15 protein-coding genes and 3 pseudogenes are annotated in these 18397 nt (G+C 33.0%); 11 read left to right on the top strand and 7 right to left on the bottom strand.

The features are described 5' to 3' along the window. Positions 1–146: 146 nt before the first annotated feature. Positions 147–605: a hypothetical protein gene (locus AC5LW9_RS02025; protein WP_493456233.1), complete on the top strand. Its 459-nt coding sequence runs from the start codon at positions 147–149 to the stop codon at positions 603–605. Positions 606–824: 219 nt separating this feature from the next. Here AC5LW9_RS02025 and AC5LW9_RS02020 read toward each other — a convergent pair. The 7 genes and pseudogenes from AC5LW9_RS02020 to AC5LW9_RS01990 all read right to left on the bottom strand — a co-directional run bounded on the left by AC5LW9_RS02020 (position 825) and on the right by AC5LW9_RS01990 (position 7080). Continuing rightward, positions 825–1292: pseudogene (locus AC5LW9_RS02020) on the bottom strand (STY0301 family protein). 95 nt (positions 1293–1387) lie between these two features. After that, positions 1388–2248 (bottom strand): pyridoxal kinase PdxY, encoded by an 861-nt coding sequence (pdxY, locus tag AC5LW9_RS02015; protein ID WP_493456232.1) that lies wholly within the window; start codon positions 2246–2248, stop codon positions 1388–1390. A gap of 13 nt (positions 2249–2261) precedes the next feature. Then, positions 2262–3542: an MFS transporter gene (locus AC5LW9_RS02010; protein WP_493456231.1), complete on the bottom strand. Its 1281-nt coding sequence runs from the start codon at positions 3540–3542 to the stop codon at positions 2262–2264. A 307-nt stretch (positions 3543–3849) separates the two neighbouring features. Next, positions 3850–4533, bottom strand: coding sequence for a hypothetical protein (locus tag AC5LW9_RS02005; RefSeq protein ID WP_198227229.1), 684 nt, complete (start codon positions 4531–4533; stop codon positions 3850–3852). Positions 4534–4548: 15 nt separating this feature from the next. Beyond that, on the bottom strand, positions 4549–5370 hold the full coding sequence (locus AC5LW9_RS02000) for a hypothetical protein (protein WP_198227231.1): 822 nt from the start codon (positions 5368–5370) through the stop codon (positions 4549–4551). A 368-nt stretch (positions 5371–5738) separates the two neighbouring features. Beyond that, positions 5739–6128: a PRD domain-containing protein gene (locus tag AC5LW9_RS01995; RefSeq protein WP_493456230.1), complete on the bottom strand. Its 390-nt coding sequence runs from the start codon at positions 6126–6128 to the stop codon at positions 5739–5741. 226 nt (positions 6129–6354) lie between these two features. Then, complete coding sequence (locus tag AC5LW9_RS01990) at positions 6355–7080, bottom strand: PA3715 family protein (protein WP_493456229.1); 726 nt, start codon at positions 7078–7080, stop codon at positions 6355–6357. A 514-nt stretch (positions 7081–7594) separates the two neighbouring features. Here AC5LW9_RS01990 and AC5LW9_RS01985 point away from each other — a divergent pair. The 10 genes and pseudogenes from AC5LW9_RS01985 to AC5LW9_RS01940 all read left to right on the top strand — a co-directional run bounded on the left by AC5LW9_RS01985 (position 7595) and on the right by AC5LW9_RS01940 (position 18386). Continuing rightward, positions 7595–10395, top strand: a pseudogene (locus AC5LW9_RS01985) (sigma 54-interacting transcriptional regulator). Between the two features lie 105 nt (positions 10396–10500). Then, positions 10501–10920, top strand: coding sequence for a PTS sugar transporter subunit IIA (locus AC5LW9_RS01980; RefSeq protein WP_493456228.1), 420 nt, complete (start codon positions 10501–10503; stop codon positions 10918–10920). Between the two features lie 4 nt (positions 10921–10924). Next, the gene (locus AC5LW9_RS01975) at positions 10925–11410 is read left to right on the top strand and encodes a PTS sugar transporter subunit IIB (RefSeq protein ID WP_034884328.1); all 486 of its coding nucleotides are present in this window, start codon (positions 10925–10927) and stop codon (positions 11408–11410) included. 25 nt (positions 11411–11435) lie between these two features. Then, a pseudogene (locus AC5LW9_RS01970) lies at positions 11436–12183 on the top strand (PTS mannose/fructose/sorbose/N-acetylgalactosamine transporter subunit IIC). 1 nt (position 12184) lies between these two features. Then, entirely contained in the window at positions 12185–13057 is an 873-nt protein-coding gene (locus tag AC5LW9_RS01965) for a PTS system mannose/fructose/sorbose family transporter subunit IID (RefSeq protein ID WP_276895885.1), read from the top strand. An 83-nt stretch (positions 13058–13140) separates the two neighbouring features. After that, complete coding sequence (locus tag AC5LW9_RS01960; protein ID WP_110434848.1) at positions 13141–14250, top strand: DgaE family pyridoxal phosphate-dependent ammonia lyase; 1110 nt, start codon at positions 13141–13143, stop codon at positions 14248–14250. 21 nt (positions 14251–14271) lie between these two features. Continuing rightward, positions 14272–15015: a 2-dehydro-3-deoxy-phosphogluconate aldolase gene (gene dagF, locus AC5LW9_RS01955; RefSeq protein WP_110424564.1), complete on the top strand. Its 744-nt coding sequence runs from the start codon at positions 14272–14274 to the stop codon at positions 15013–15015. Positions 15016–15484: 469 nt separating this feature from the next. After that, a complete protein-coding gene (gene ttdA, locus AC5LW9_RS01950) occupies positions 15485–16387 on the top strand; it encodes a L(+)-tartrate dehydratase subunit alpha (RefSeq protein WP_086326586.1) in 903 nt (300 codons plus the stop codon). Next, positions 16384–16998: a L(+)-tartrate dehydratase subunit beta gene (ttdB, locus tag AC5LW9_RS01945; RefSeq protein ID WP_034884698.1), complete on the top strand. Its 615-nt coding sequence runs from the start codon at positions 16384–16386 to the stop codon at positions 16996–16998. Before ttdA ends, ttdB begins: the two co-directional genes overlap by 4 nt. 104 nt (positions 16999–17102) lie before the next feature. Then, positions 17103–18386, top strand: a complete 1284-nt coding sequence (locus AC5LW9_RS01940) for an MFS transporter (protein WP_493456227.1) — start codon at positions 17103–17105, stop codon at positions 18384–18386. The last annotated feature ends 11 nt before the right edge of the window (positions 18387–18397 follow it).

Raw genomic sequence — 18397 nt, 5'->3', positions numbered from 1 at the left:
ATTATTCCTTTATGCTATTTTAAAGGATAGGAATTGAATCACTAAAATTGTTATTAGATTAATCAATTAGATGACTTTTTCAATCAAACCTTTAAACAATTAGTGTTACAACGGCTTAATGTTTTACCAAAAGAAGATAAATTAATATGGGGCATCATAAAGAACTTATTGATGTAATACTAGGAATATTAAATAGCTTTAACAGCCGAAATAATGATTTACAGGGATACTGGGCATTAGGTGTATTATATCGATTTGTAAAATATAACAATGTTCAATCATTAAAATTTGATTTATTAAATCAGATTATTGAACCTGAAGAAGCAAATTTTTATCAAATTATATCTGAATATCACTCAAAACTTGACCGCTTATTAAATAAGAAAAAAATGAATTTGAATTGTTTGCAAAGTGCAATAATTACAATTGATTTTGGTCTTTATACAAAGCATCACAAAAAGATTAAATATCCTATTGGTGATCCTTATGTGATTACAGGTAGACTAATTGATGATCGTGGAAAAATATTTGAATCAATAATATACGGAAAATGTAGGTCACATAATCCAACACAAGAACAACAAAGTGGGCGAATTGATCAATAATAGATTAGAGTTTATGTTATTGATTCCCTTAACACATAGATCTAATAAAGCTGGTCAACCCAAATTATCGGCTTAATTAACTACAGCTAAATGTTATTAAAATATGCTAAATAATTTTCCGATTTTATAAAACGATAAGATGAATATCAAACTGACTAAGCATAACAAACACTATTGAAGATACTTAAATTCAAAGCATTTAAAATAAAAAAAACAGATTTATTTTACCTTTTGCAATTCACTCGTACTACAGATAAGTTTGGCTTTTATGGCTTGGTTTTTATCATTTGAATAATCCGCCCAGCAGCTTTTCATCGATGAATCGATTTTTTTGACCAATTGGACTTCATCGCCATTATAGCTACAACTAACTTAGTTGCCACCTTCATCATAGACCGAGTTGACTTGCCAAGTGATATTATGTTTTTTGCCATCAATAATTCCAATTTCAGGCTTTAACTGAAATAATTTAACGGGTTCATCAGAATAAACACCAAGACTACTGAGCGCAAGACTACGATCTTTTTTATCCGAAACTTGCCAGCCCTCAGGAATATTTTCAAGCTCGGGATGATCAAATTTGATGTTGATTTTAGCTGGGCAATCAATTTCGTAACCATTGGCGGTACTGGCCGCTCCTAACCAAGCGATTGCAATTAAACTTATACTGACTATTTTTCCTTTCATATTATCAACCATTCTTAAATCATAATTAATAAATTTTTTAATTTTCAATTAATTATATTGATAACTTAAATATAATTTTAATTGGAAGTTGTTTTTTATAACATTATTGCACGGTACTGTAAATCGGGCTGTTTAATCCACTCTTGAGCATCAATGATTGCCAGTTCTCGTGCATCTTTTTGTTTTGTCACAGCTAATACATGATTTGCAGCGTTAGCGGCCAATTCAAAGGCGTTTAGTTGTGATTTGCCATTAACTAAATGGGCAGTGAACAAACTGCAAATTAAATCCCCAACACCTAATGGACGATAAGGAAAATCGTATAGTGGTCGGGCAAGATGATAGCTTTGTGATGGTGTAGCTAAAATCATTTCAAACAATTCTGTAGTTTTGCCTGCATGAACTAAGTTTTTGACTAATACGGCTTGGATAGGTTTGTTTTGTAGCTTTTTGATTGCCATTTGTACATCGTCAAACGTCTTAATTTCGATATTCGACAATAATTGCAATTCTAATAAATTGGGCGTGATATAGTCTGCGTGTTTGATAGCCTGCTTAGTAAAGAAATCAATTATATTTTGCGGTAGCGAACTGCCTTTATTAATGTCTCCTCCCATTACAGGATCGCACACATAGATGGCATTTGGATTATAGTATTTTATTTTTTTTACCGCTTCGAGGATCTCTTCACCCTGTTCGGCAAGGCCGATATATCCTGATATGATGGCATCAATTGAGTTTAGAACGCCGATTTTTTCTAAGCTGTTTACTATTCGAGTAATTTGCTGAGCACCCAGTACAATACCATCATAATCGGGATAAACCGTATTACTCGATAGTTGCACTGTGTGGATGGGCATGACTTCAACGCCTTGTAATTGCATGGCTAATGTAGCAACTTTGTTACCCGCATAACCATACACGACATTAGATTGAATTGATAAAATGGTTTTCATAGATAGTTGCCTTTTACTCATCATAATAGTGATACTTGCTTAAAAGATAGATGCTTATAATCGATAGCAATGCTAAACCACAATAAAATAAGGCGAGTGGTAACCAGTAAGTTTTATAGGTATAAATAATGTATGCCCCTATCATTGGGATTAGACTACCAAATATGGCAGCGCAACCTTGATAGCTCATCGATAGACCAGTATAGCGAATTCTGGTTGGAAAAATTCGGCTTAAATAACCCGCTATCACACCATAAAAGCCACTGTAGCAAATCACATTTAACGAAATACCAATAATAAAGCTGATTTTAGTTCCTGACTGAATAATCGGGAATAACAAAAAGACTGATGCCATGGCCAAAATGGCTGACACAATTAAAAAGCGCGTTGCTGAAAACTTTTCTGAAAAATAAGAGATAAACGGCTGAGCAATAAAGTGCACGACTGCTATCCAAAATAATGCATCAACGATAGTCTTTTTTTCAACACCGAGAGCCATAGTTGTATAACCAATCATTAGTGTATTAGAAAATATGCCACTAAATGACAGCACATTGGCACAAATGGCTAATACCAATATTGGAGTTGCTTGTTTAAACACATCAATAATTGGTGCGGATTCTTTTTCTTTTAGGCTTGCTTGTTTTTTACATGATTCGATAAATACCGGTGATTCGGTTAAGGTAACCCTAGCAATAAGACCAACAATTAACAAAATAAAACTGGCTAAAAAAGGAATGCGCCAATAGCCATTATTAATTAGCTGATCAATCGGTAAACCAATAATATAAGAAAAAACCAACAATGCTAAAATATTACCCGCAGGGCTACCCCACTGGGCAAACGATGAAAAAAAGTTTTTTAGCCCTTTTGGCGCATGTTCATTCGCCATTAATACGGCTCCGCCCCATTCACCACCAACAGCAACACCTTGTAAAATTCGTAATGCAACTAACAGTATCGGCGCAATGATTCCCGCTTCTTGATAAGACGGTAATAAACCAACGCACGTTGTCGCAATTCCCATTAACAGTAAAGTAATAATTAACGATTTTTTGCGCCCTAAACGATCACCAATATGACCAAAAAGAATTGCACCTAAAGGGCGTGATAAAAAACCAACTGCAAAGGTGGCAAATGTCCCTAAAACTTGCACAAATTGATTATCAGACGGAAAAAAAAGCTGACCAAAAATTAATACTGATGCTAACGCATAGATATAAAAATCATACCACTCAATTGTGGTACCAATAAAAGCAGCAAAAGCGACTTTTTTAGCAGATGAATTGGGCATAAACAGACCTTGGATAAGTCAATGACTAAAGATAAGTAGGTAATGACAAAGAAACTAACACAAAACCATCAATATCACAATTTGTTATCAGATAAAGGAGAAAACTTATCTAAAAAAGAGAGGTATTAAGACGTAATATAAATCTTATAAAAATATTTCGGTAAAACAGTAATATTTTATATTTTACGATTCCAAATACAAAAGGGTATTAAACTTTATTAATTACAACTTTTAGGCTAGTTATTAATAGCAATGGCTATGTTTTATTAATTAAAAATTAGCTCATTACTATTAATTTACTTGTTCATTATATTTGTTCAATAATAAATTCTTCTAAAGGTGGATATTCTATAATAACACCATCTAATGCCTTATTGTTACTTCGGATAAGTTGGTTTTTTTCCAATAATTCAATAGCTGGTTTAAATAATATATCTTCAATATTCTTGGAATTGATTTTCATAAGCTCAACACTATAAGTCCAACAATTGTTAGGAAGCTCATCGTAAAGAAGAGATAAGACACATTTATTTTCATCATCAATAAAAATAAATTTACCATGATCTTCTTCAAAATATTCACTTTCACTTACTGGGTATCTAAAATATGAATCTCGATGTACCATACTTTCCCAAAAAATAATATGAATTAATGGAAAAGGCTTTTCACTTATTGATTTATCAAAAACCGTTTCGCCACTAAAACATAATTGAAAGTTCAAATAGCCATAAGGTTCTGTTCCTGTTTTGGCATTTATCTTTGAAATCGGAACACTTAAGCTAGTCCACTCACAAAACCAACCGTTGTTAGACTTTTTTGTTGTGTATTTTGTCGAATCTATTTTGTATTGCTTAGCATTTTTGTCAAAATAGGCTTTGATTTTATCTGAAATAGTACTTTTTAACACCTCGACTTCTTCAGTGAATTTTTTGTACTCATTTAATGCATTCGTAATTGCTATACCTTGTGTGCGCGTAATATTATTTTCCATTGTTGACCACTCCAATTAAATGTTAGATGAAGATACATCAGTTCCAATATTTCGAAAATGATAATTAATTTTTAAGTCAGGATCTATTTTGAGGTTTAGATTGGTGAAAGCGTTAAATGTTGTGAGATCTAAACAATCCAAAAAGCTGATTAAATCATCCCCAATATTTCGAAAATGATAATTAATTTTTAAGTCAGAATTTATTTTGAGGTTTAGATGAGTGAAAGAATTAAATGCTCTAAAATCTAAACAATCCAAAAAGCTGATTAAATCATCTAAATAATACTGTAATTTTTGATTATTACTTTGATCCTTAATTTCTTTTATTTTATGTAAAAAATTTAACCACGTTAAACTTTTCCAATTCTTATTTTTACTGGCTTTAATAGCATTAAACGTATCGACATAATTAGCTAAATAGATTAAATAAGATGTTCCACCCTCTTGTGGCGATTTAAAAAACTGCCACTCTCTTTCAATTTGATCTTCTGAAAAAGAATAAGTGCCCCATTTTAACTCAAATATATAAGTTTCCTTTTTGTCATTCACGTCGAAATTGAACACAATATCAGGTTCAGTTCTTCTACGCTCATTATTAAAAGTATCTATTTTAGATGGCCAAAAATCAATATTAGCTTTTATCTGTAAATTGCTATCATCAATTAAATTAGTTTTAATGCCAGCGATAGATGTAATGAAAAAATAAATTTCTTTAGCTTCAAAATAACGTAGTGGACCAAATATTGTGGAGGTAATGATGTCTTCTCGAGGTATTCTAATATTATTTTGCTCTTTTAAAAGATAATGGCATTTTTTCTTAATAACTGCATGTAACACTTTCCAACTCCTTAATATTATCAAACTATCAATAATAGTCTTTCCTTAAATTAATTAGTAACACCGTTAGATAAATTAATGTTAAATATCAGAGTATTAATAATATCAATTTTAATTAAAACGATTATACATTGTATTATGTAGAATAATAATATTAAAAGATTGATTTGTTTAATTTAGATTTATATAAATGATTTTACGGGGGGAACTTGAGCTAGGGTTGATCTAACTGTATCCATGACTAATAATGACTTTAGAGGAGTCAATGCATCTTAACTGTTTACATTTTTTAATAACGTTATTTCATTAAGATAACTACCTTATTTAGATGGCAATTTATGAATATATCCTGTTTTAAAATCACCTATTCATATCGGTAAAGCTAATAATAGCAAAAGCAACTTTTTAGTAAAAAATTTAGATCTCAACGTTACGTAACTAAGTGATATATATTGTTTGGTATTGCGTATTAGTCTATTAATGTGAATCCCCAAATAGACCATCTCATCATCGGATATTGAGCTATGATAAGTTTGATCGATGTATTGTTTTACTTTCTCTGCAATATGCATTGCATAAGGATAAAGTGAGGATATTTGTTCATAAAGATCGTTATTATCTTCTTGTAATTGATTATTGGCATAAAATCGTTCTACAAAAAATTTAATATGAGTAATAAAACGGGTATAGTGAATTGATGAGGTATCTATTGGCACACCAACAGAATATTTCACCAAATTCACTATTGAATTTATCATTTTGGCATATTGAGTCAATTTTGATTTAGAAGAATTGTGAACTAGATCTCAATCGCCATCACAGAATAACTGTTAAGTTAACTAATTGTTTTAATTTATTAAGATATGAAGTAAATAAATTCTAAAAGAATCAATTATGAAATTAAAAATAAAGGACAGAATATTAAAAATAGAATCTGTCCATTTTACGTTTTGATGTGAGTAGAGAATCTTGGTTACTTAGATATTAATATACTGGTTTGGGTAAAGGATATTCAACACCATTATAATGTAATGTGTATTTTCTTTTTGCTGATTTAGTTATCTCTTCAATACATTCCCCTTCGCTATTTTTTTTACCAATTTCTTTTTGTTCATTATATGAGACAATCAGATCTTTATAATTATTGGTCGTATTGTTCCCTAATAGTAAAACAGCATTACGGCTATTGTATTCACCATCACAATCATACCATTCACCACCAGAGTTATTTAGCATTAAGTTGTTAACAACGAGATTCAATTTTTCATTTTGTTGCACATAAAGATTAATTACTTGTTGAGAAATAGGAACATAACGAGAACGATTTGCAGAATTGGCACGAACACCAAAAGCTCGAGATTCATTATTAAGTTGATAACGAGCCGTATCGATTTCAAAATTATTTAATTCAATAGCATCACTAACAAACGCATCCTGTTGCCAATTATGAGCAATTAATTCACCACTTTGAGTATCAACAAGCAATACATCAAGATCATAATAAATTGTCCCTTTAATATCATTAGGAAACGGTAAAACCACAATCGTTTTACTTTCATCAGCAGGCCATATTTTACAAACCGGCATATCACTTTCACGAGAAGAGTGGTATTTTTCAAGTAATTGATCAATCCATTTTTCACAATCAGCACTACTTACCATAGGCAAACAAAGTGTAATCAGTAGTAGTAATTTTTTTATGTTTTTCATTGGCGGGGATCCTTAATTTTATATCAACTGATTTTAAGTTATTCCATTAACCTTTATTTTTATCAAGAAGTTTGCGAATGGCTACGTGTACCGCAATACTGTATTTTATTTCTATAATATTATCATTTACTATAAAATCACTGTAGATTTCTATATTATTTGTAGCTATCTTATTGTGAAAATTGAAAATAAAATCCAGTTAAAAAATATTATTACCCACTTTATTCGCAATATCAATTCGAATTGCTTTACGGTTGTTTTTCATTATTAACTTTGATTAAACTCTCAATTATTAGCATCCATTAGCTTGTTAAGCAACACTTGATGTTCCACTGTCTTATCATCATTTAGTATTGAGATTGTTGAATTATAATTTTTGTTTTTTTCTCGGTTAGATTTGCGGGTCTATCGGTGATAATTACCCTATCACACATAACCAAAATGTTAATTTGACTTAATCCAATAAAACTATGTTATATTATTGTTATTGATTTATTTATAAAAATTACTGTTTATGACTAAACGCAAACAGATAATTCATCATGAACTTATTCGTCTTACTAATACTTTGAGGGATAAATTTACTACCGACTTGACTAAAGTTTTGGGTTTTGATGCCAATACGATTGGACATAATTTAGGTATAGCGCGAAATTCTGTAAGCAAAGAATTAAATCAACTAACTTTGGATGGTTTAGTTTTAAAAATCAAATCTCGCCCCGTCTATTTTTTAGATAAAAAATCCTACGAAGAGTTGATTCAACGGCAATTAACAGTAAACGTTTATGATGAAAGTACCCAATATCAGTTATTACCGAAAGTTGCTGAACCGATAATAGATCCATTTAGCCAATTGATTGGTTATGATCGCAGTTTGAAAACGGCTGTAGAAAAAGGGCGTGCAGCGGTACTTTATCCTGATGGTTTACATGTATTATTAACGGGGGATTCTGGTGTTGGAAAAACTTATTTTGCAGAGTTAATGCATCAACTTAGAGAACAACAAAATAAGCAACCGGTCCCTTTTATCTATTTTAATTGTGCTGAATACTTTAACAATCAAGAGTTACTTTCTTCACATCTATTTGGTCATAAACAAGGCGCTTTTACTGGCGCTTCGCACAATAAAGTCGGCCTAATTGAACAAGCTAATGGTGGCTTATTATTATTAGATGAAGTACATCGATTGAGTAATGAAAGTCAGGAAAAATTATTTTTAATAATTGATAAAGGAGAGTTTCATCCTTTAGGTTCAAGTGATAAACCAATAAAAGTTAATATTCGTTTAATTTGCGCTACCACAGAAAATATCCAATCAAGTTTACTGCGTACTTTTTTAAGACGTATTCAAGTTTATATTACGCTCCCTTCAATTGAGCAACGTAGTTTAGAAGAGCGTGCTGAACTTATTTTCCATTTTATATTACTTGAAAGCAGAAAGATAAAACGTACGATTGCTATTGATAAAATTGCTTTAATTTATCTATTAAGTAAACCGTTAAAAGGTAATATCGGACAATTAAAAAGTGATATTCAGTTTTTATGTGCTCAAGGATGGGCGGCAGATCTTAATCAACTATCCTCAACCTTATTGCTTGATAAGCGTTTTATTGAAGAACCCTGTGCGCCGACTCCAGAAGTGACCACACTAATTAATGCTTTATTCAAAAATGATGCCCAGATTGAGATATCTACCACAGATAAATTGCAATTGAAAAATACCTTATCATTATTATCCGCCAAAGAAGATAGTGATCTTTTTTATACCTTTATTACCCAAGAATATGTGAATTTACGTAATAGTCATGTATCGCCACAAGAAACACTATCGATCTTAAAAAAGAAACTGCGAAATATTTTTGATTATGGCATCAATCAAAAAATAGTGGGCATAGTCAATATTTACATAGTGAACAGTTAGAAAAACGAATTAGTAGCCTGACAGAATATATTGAAGAAATTTTGGGATTTGTTTTACAAGATCATCTTAAAAGTTTATTACATAAACACTTTTTAACCTTATTAGCTTATATACAAAAAGGATTAATTCCCAATTTGTATTCATCTAATTTGATTTTAGACCACTGTAAAGATGAGTATGAAAATGCGGTATTAGTTTGTAAGCGTATAGAAGCTATTTTTTATATCCAATGCCCGTCAACGGAAATAGTGTATTGGTGTTTATTTTTAAAAGAATGCCGTTTAAATCGCTTAAAAAAATCAGCGCCTGACAATTATAAAGTTATATTTATTGCTCATGGTGACACTACCGCAACCAGTATGGCTAATTATGTTAATCGAATTTTAGAATATCAACTAATCACACCGATTAATATGCCATTTGAGCAATCAGTGCATGACACATTAGCTATTTTAATTGAAAAAATTAAGCAATACGAATGCCAACAATTGATTCTAATTGTCGATACCGGTTCATTAGTTCATTTTGGTAATGTTATTCACCAATTATTCAATATTAATGTGTTACTTTTGCACAATATTACACTTTCAGCACTATTAGATTTTAGTTTAGATATAACTTATGCAGCCAAAGATTTTGCTGAAATAATTAATTTAATCCAAGATAAAAATATTGATTATAAGTTGTGTGATCAAGTCGATGATGATCACGAACAAGTATTAATGATATCTTGTATTACCGGTATGGGTACTGCGGTTAAAATTAAAAATGTGATTGAAGAAAGCTTTAAAGAATTACTGATTAATACTCGCATATTGATTGTTGATTATAATGATATTCGTAGTCCGGAACGATTACGTAATATATTGAATACACAAGAGCGTGTAGTAGGTATTATTGGTACTTTTCATCCAGAACTCCCCGATATTCCATTTATCTCATTAGAAGAACTTTTCTCCGAGCAGGGTCCGGAATTGGTGATCAGCTTACTAAAACCTGATATGAGTGAGAATGAACGCCGGTTAATTATTGAAAAAAGCACCATGAAATTCATCGGTGCGTTAACATTAGAAAGTATCATTAACCAGATCTCTGTATTAAATCCACAGCGTATCTTGCGGGAAATGGAAGATCTTTATCAGTATATTTGTCAAAAACTTGATCTGCATCCATCCAAACAAGTGACACTTCGCTTTTTAATTCACTGCTGTTGTATGGTAGAACGTATTGTAATTAGTCGCAAACCATTACAGATGGCAATTGATAATCAGACAATTCATTCTAATTACGCGATATCTGTCATCAAAGAAGCTTTTTTACCTATTGAAAAGAGTTACACTATTCGCCTCTCTGATGCAGAATTTTTATATATCTATGAATTATTATACTCTTAATTATTGATTATTAAGCAATAAATTATCTTCCTTGGTTGCTGACAAATTTGTTGGCACGTTTTTTGCTCCTGTTATTGTAAGTTAATAGTAATAAGGAGCAAAAAGTTGAATAACTCATCATCTCAAATTTTATTACTCACTCATGGCGATTGGGGAAAACAGCTTAAAGAAAGTTTAAGCATGATCCTTGGCAAAATCGAGGGAGTATTTGATATCGCGTTAACCGCTAACGATACATTCAATGAATTTTATGAAAAAGTTAAACAGCAAGTGGTTAGCATGCCAAAAGGCTCGCTGATTCTTACTGACTTCATAAGTGGCACCACTTCTAATGTCGCAGCACGTCTAAGTCTTGATTACCCTATTGCGGTTATTTCAGGACTTAATGCTTTGTTGTTGATCGAAGCAATTAATCGAAAAGATGAAGGGCCACTAATGAATATCGTTGACGAGTTAGTCGGAGTTGGCCAAGAAAGCTGCAAAGATGTGCTAGCGGAAATAAAACAAAAATTTCAGGAGAACTAAAACTATGGCAAATATCGTGTTATGTCGAATTGATAGTCGTTTAATTCATGGCCAAGTCGTAACAAAATGGGTTGGTCAGTCTCAAGCCAATCGAATAGCTGTGGTTAGCGATGAATTGGAAAACGATCCATTTATGAAAAATATCTACTTAATGGCAGCTCCTCCGAATGTCAAAGTAGATTGTTTTGGTAATCAAAGCTTTGTTAAATCATGGTTAGAAAATCAACTTGGCGATGGAAATGTACTAGTGTTATTCCCTAATTTAACCACCGTTTGTCAAGCTGTTGAAATGGGATTCAATATTGATCAAATACAAGTTGGTGGCTTAGGTGGTGGACCTAATCGTAAAGCTGTTTTTCAAAATATTACTCTAGATGATGCTGATGTTGAGATACTCAAAAAACTTAAGCAAGCGAGTGTGAATGTTTACTTCCAAACCATCCCAGAAGATAAACCTCAACCAGTCGATGATGTTTTAAAAAAATATTAATGATTTATTTAATTAGGAGAGATGTATGAGTACCTTAATGATTGCAGTCTGCATGGGACTTTATTATTGGTTTGCTCGCTTGCGATTCGGTTATACCCTGTCAGCAATGCTTCTACAACCAATAGTTGTCGCCATTTTTGTTGGATTGTTAACCGGTAATATGCCTGCATCAATGATAATCGGTGCTGGAATGCAATTAGTCTACTTGGGGGGTCACTTCCACACCAGGAGGTAATGTGCCATCAGACCCCGCTTTAGCTGCCTGTATTGCAATTCCAATTGCCGTACAATCGGGTATGGATACCAATATGGCAATTGCGCTTGCGATTCCATTTGGCGTTATTGGTGTTTTCGTTGATCAGTTACGACGTACTTTAAATGCTATATGGGTACATATGGCTGATAAACATGCCGAACAAGCAAATATGGGTGGCATCATGCGCTGTGCTTTTGTTTATCCATCTATTCTTGGGTTTGTTATTCGCTTTCCTGTTGTTTTTGCGGCGAATTTCTTTGGTCAGCCAGTAGTAGAAAAATTCTTAAGTTTAATGCCGACATGGTTAACCCACTCCTTTGAAATTATCGGTGGAATTTTACCTGCGTTAGGTTTTGCTATCACCATCATGGTTATCGGTAAGAAGAGTTTATTACCTTATTTTATTGGTGGCTTTTTCGCTGTTCTTTACTTAAAAGTTGATGTAATGGCTATGGCTATATTTGGAACCTGCTTAGCATTTTTAATTAAAGGTTTCGCAAATAAAGAGGATGTATAAGATGAATGGAAATCAAGTTAGTTCTGATACTATACAAAATGAATTGATTGAAAAAGCTAAACAAAGTAGTCGTTTAACTAAAAATGATATTCGTAAAGCTTGGCTTATCTACTATTTAGGTGCTGAGTTATCAAGTTCTTATGAACGTTTACAAAGTTTAATATTTTGTGCATCGATGACACCAATTATTAAAAAACTCTATCACACCAAAGAAGAGCAAGCAGAAGCATTAAAACGTCATTTGAACTTTTTTAATACTGAAGCAACGTTTGGCTCAATGATTCAAGGCATTGCTATTGCAATGGAAGAGCAAAAAAGTTTGGGTGAGAATATATCTGATAGTTCAATAACCGGTATCAAAACAGGATTAATGGGACCGCTTGCTGGTATTGGTGATTCTATTATTTGGGCTGCTATTATGCCTCTTTTAATTGCACTATTTATCCCTTTTGCCGCTAATGGTAGTGCAATGGGAGGAATTATGCCATTAATTCTATATCCGGCAATTACCTTAATTTTGAGCTACGGTTTGATTAATAAAGGATATACCGTTGGTCGTGATTCCATTATTACGCTATTACAAGATGGTAAAATGAAGCAGTTAATTTATGGCGCCAATGTATTAGGGCTAATTATGATGGGCGCTCTCTCAGCTAATTATGTTAATTTAACAACGCCGTTAGTATTTAGTACCGCAGAAGGCACGAAAGTGGTGGTACAAGAAATAATTGATTCAATTGCACCTGGGTTATTACCTCTGCTTGCCGTATTCTCGATCTATTTCTATCTCATCAAAAAAGGACCTCGTTATACCACAATTCTTATATCTGTTGTGGTAATTAGCGTCGTTAGTTCCCTACTCGGAATATTATAAATTTTTTAGAAAATCAGCACTAAATATTAGCAATTTATTTAGTGCTGAAATTATAGTGAATTGTGATTAATCGGTGAATAAAAATGTCTATCTATGAAAAATATCATCTAAAAAAAGTGCTTAATGCATCTGGTCGAATGACAATTTTAGGTGTTTCGACACCACGAAAAGAAGTTACTCAAGCAGTGACTCTAGGTTTAAATGAATACTTTGAGATGAAAGATTTGATCGATAAAACCGGTCAATATATTGCTAAATTACTCAATGCTGAAAATGCGGTAGTTGTTTCATGTGCGTCGGCCGGAATTGTGCAATCGGTGGCGGCACTGATCGTCAAAGATGATCAAGATCTTCTATATAATCTTCACTCATCAAACAAATATGTGCCAAGAGAGATTATTGTACCCAAAGGGCATAATGTTAACTTTGGTGCGCCTATTGGAACAATGGTCTCATTGGGTGGCGGTATTGTTGTTGAAGCTGGCTATGCCAATGAATGTAAGCCAGAACATATAGAAGCAATGATTAATTCTGATACGGCAGCCATTTTATATGTGAAATCACACCACTGTGTTCAAAAAAGTATGTTATCTGTTGCTGAAGCATTAAGTGTGGCGAAAAAGCATGCGCTACCCTTGATTGTCGATGCCGCAGCAGAAGAAGATTTACAAACTTATTATCAACAAGGTGCAGATATCGTTATTTATAGTGGTGCTAAAGCAATCGAAGGTCCGACTAGTGGTTTAGTGGTTGGTCGTCATCAAGCAATCGAATGGGTAAAAAAACAATCTAATGGCATTGGTCGTCCAATGAAAGTTGGTAAAGAAAGTATTTTAGGATTAACCAAAGCTATCGAATTGTATATGAGTGAGCCAATTAATGAGACTGGCCAACAGATGATTGAAAAGATGACACCATTTATTACCAGCTTAAATAAATTAAACGGGGTATCCGCTAAAGTTGTATGGGATGGTGCTGGTCGAGATATAGCGCGTGCTGAAATAAGTTTTGATAAAAATACAATCGGTAAAACGGCTAACGATATAGTAAAACTGATGAAAGAGGGTGATACCGCTATTTACTTTCGCGAGTATAAAGTCAATGAAGGGAAAGTTGATGCTGATGTTCGTAGCGTATCGGCAGCACAATTAGATGTAATTTATCAAAAAATTAAAATGATTATTCAACAATAGTTGTATTAAAGGAATAAAAGTATGACTAACAAATGTATCCCTAATTATTATCAAGATAGAGTGTGTCTAAATGTACTAGCAAATTCCATCGAAAATGCTAAAGAAGTGTATGAGGCAGCACAAACTTATGTTGTAGTTGGTGTTCTCTCTAAAAATTATCCTACTAATCAGCTGGCAATAACTGAAATGAAAAAATATGCAATGGCGATTGATAACGCTATCTCTATAGGTTTAGGTGCCGGTGATCCTAATCAATCTAAGATGGTTTCAGAGATTTCTAGTGTATTGCAACCACAACATATAAATCAGGTTTTTACGGGTGTTGCCACCAGTCGAGCATTACTCGGACAAGATAATACCGTCATCAATGGTTTAGTTTCACCAACAGGTAAAGTTGGATTGGTTAAAATTTCAACCGGGCCATTAAGTTGTAAAGCGCCAGATGGCATAGTTCCAGTTGAAACAGCTATTGAAATGTTAAAAGATATGGGGGGAAGCTCAGTAAAATACTTTTCAATGGATGGTTTAAAATATATTGATGAATTCAAATATGTAGCAAAATGTTGTGCTGAACTTAATTTTGCTCTTGAACCGACTGGCGGAATTGACTTAAACAATTATGCAACCATTTTAAAAATAGCCTTAGATGCTGGGGTTAAAAAAGTGATTCCTCATATTTATAGCTCAATTATTGATAAAAACAGTGGAAAAACAAAGCCTCAAGATGTAAAAACATTAATGGATATGACAAGAGAGTTGTTATAAATGCTAAAATTAACTTAACAGTATTGACTGTTAAGTTAAGTCCACTTTAAACCTAAAATTCAATAAAATAACCTCATTTAATAAAAAATCACTCATAGCAAAATCTGTCAATTTTAGTTTTATGGCTATGTTAGCCTGATAATAAATCCAATAAATTCAATAAAGTAAACTCAAATTAAGCATTAGAAATTAATAACTGAAATTCCATCGGAAACTAATTTGGTGAGAACTTGCTCACAAATAATTGGATACATTATTAAATATATTGAATTAAAAATAAAATTTATATAATTTAATAATGACTAAGTAATTGGGTCAATAATTCTCATATTACTTAGTGTTAGGAGATTAAAAATATTAGATGGAAGCATGTTCTTTTAGGAAAACACCTCATAGATAGGCAATTAATTTTCTCAGAATATATTTTTCTAAATATCTAAATCTATCACCATCAACTAGGAGATAATTTATGTCAGATAAAGATAAACTTGTGACTAATATGACCGAAATAATGAGCAAGTTTGTAGCCCTTGTAGGTAAGAAATTACCTGACGATGTTGAAAATAAACTTCAAGATCTAAGCAAAAAGGAGACAAGTCAATTAGCAAAAGTCATCTATAGCACTATGCAGGAAAATCAAAATCTTGCGATGAAATTGAATCGGCCGTGTTGCCAAGATACGGGCGTTTTACAGTTTTCGGTAAGATGTGGTACGAATTTTCCTCTTATTGGTGAATTAGAAAACATTTTAACTAATGCAGTATTTCAAGCCACAATTACCGCCCCTCTTAGACACAACTGTGTTGAAACATTTGATGAAAAAAACACTGGCAAAAATATAGGTACAAATGCGCCTTATATTTTTTGGGATATTATTCCTGATAGTGATGTCGTTGAAATTGATACTTACATGGCTGGAGGCGGATGTACTTTGCCAGGTAAAGCAATGGTACTCATGCCTGGTGCTGGTTATGAAGGGGTAACTAAATTTGTTTTAGATGTAATGACCAGCTATGGATTAAATGCTTGTCCTCCGCTACTTGTTGGTGTTGGTGTGGCTACTTCAGTAGAAACAGCAGCACTTTTTTCCAAAAAAGCGCTTATGCGCCCAATCGGTTCTCGAAATGCCAATGAAAAAGCCGCTAAATTTGAACAGCTGCTTGAAGATGGCATAAATAAAATAGGATTAGGTCCTCAAGGTATGTCTGGTAAATATTCAGTTATGGGAGTCCATGTTGAAAATGGTGCACGTCATCCATCGGCGATTGGTGTGGCAGTAAATGTTGGTTGTTGGTCTCACCGTAGAGGAACAATTGTATTTGATAAAGAGTTGAATTACCAAACGATAAGTCACAAAGGAGTAACACTATGAGCCAAAAGAAAATATTAACCACCCCAATAAAATCTGAGGATTTAGAAGGAATTAAAGCTGGGGATATCGTTTACCTAACTGGCTATATTGTAACTTGTCGTGATGTGGCTCACCGTCGATTAATTGAACAAGGATTAGATTTACCGGTTGATATAAATGGTGGTGCAATTTTTCATGCAGGACCAATAGTTAAAGCATTATCTGATAATGAATTTCAAATGATATCTATTGGACCAACAACCTCCATGAGAATGGAAAAATTTGAAAAAGAATTTATTGAACAAACAGGCGTGAAATTAATAGTTGGTAAAGGTGGAATGGGGCCAAATACTGAAGAGGGTTGTAAAAAATATAAAGCAATTCATGTCGTTTTCCCGGCTGGATGTGCTGTTGTTGCTGCAACACAAGTTGAAAAAATAGTTGATGCTAAATGGCGAGATCTTGGTATGCCTGAAACATTGTGGGTATGTAAAGTAAAAGAATTAGGTCCTTTGATTGTATCAATTGATACCGAAGGGAATAACTTATTTGAAAATAACAAAATCATTTTCAATCAACGCAAGGAAGAAGTTTATCAAGAAATTATTCCGCAAGTCAGGTTTATTAAATAACGGTAACTATCCATAAGTAACATCAAAATTATAAAGGTTAACGTTATGTTGGAAGTTTTAATAAAAGACAAAAAATTTGTCTTTAGTGAGAAGGATGAAATGTAATGAAACAAAATTTAGAGCAAACAGCATTAAGAAAAATCACATTACGAATAATTCCTTATGTCATGCTAGTCTATTTCATTGGGTTTTTCGATAGAATAAATATTGGTTTTGCTGCTTTAACGATGAATCAGGAGTTGGGATTTTCTGATGCCGTTTTTGGACTTGGGGCTGGACTTTTTTTTCTTGGTTATTTTATTACTGATGTCCCATCTAATATTATTTTGCAAAAGGTGGGACCTCGTATTTGGTTAGCTAGAATATTGCTAAGTTGGGCTGTAATCACAGCATGTATGATTTATGTTGAAACAGTTACTGGTTTTTATATTATTCGTTTTTTATTGGGAGTAGCTGAGGCAGGCTCTTTTTCTGGAATCATATTGTATTTATCCACATGGTTTCCAATAAAGAAACGCGCTCAAATGATAGCGTTCTTTATGGCTGCGGCACCAATTTCAGCCATGATTGGTTCACCTTTAGCCGGAATCATTATGAGTTTACACGGCGCATTTGGATTTAAAGGATGGCAATTAATGTTTTTAATGTGTTCGATTGCTGCCGCGGTAATGGGGATATTTACATTATTTTATGTTAATGACAAACCAGAAAAAAATAGCTGGCTAACAGAAGACGAAACTAAATGGTTAGTCGATACTCTTGCAAAAGAGAAACAAGGGGAAAAAGCAGTAATAAAAACCAGTATATGGAAAGGATTAACTGATATTAGGGTATTAACCTTAGCGATTGTTTATTTTGGTACTTCTGCTGGACTTTATTCGATCAATATTTGGTCTCCAATGTTTTTTAAATCTTTTGGCTTATCCACAATTCAAGTCGGTTATATTAATTCCATACCACCGGCATTAGCTGCAATCACGATGATCCTGTGGGCGAAACATTCGGATAAAACAAATGAACGAACCTGGCATGTTATTTGTGCGTGTTTACTTGCGTGCGTTGGTTTCATTATTGCCGGCCTTGCTACAGCGTTAATTATTGCAACCATTGCCTTAGTTATGGCTAATATTGGTATATCATCTTGCAAACCACCATTGTGGAGTATTCCATCTCAATTTTTAAATGGACCAGCTATTGCTGCCGGATTAGCGGCGATAAATGCCATAGGTAATTTAGGTGGATTTGCTGGACCGGCATTAATTGGTTGGTTAAAACAGGCAACGGGTGATTTTTCTTATGCACTTTATTTTGTTGCCGGAATGTTAATGATTTCAGCCTTTTTAACGTTAATTATTGGTATCAATAATAAAAAACGACAAGCTCAATAACAAAATTGTTA

The sequence above is a fragment of the Gilliamella sp. LMG 34360 genome (assembly GCF_984568995.1).
The sequence above is the reverse complement of the archived record's forward strand: the minus strand, read 5'-3'. Positions and strand labels throughout refer to the sequence as shown.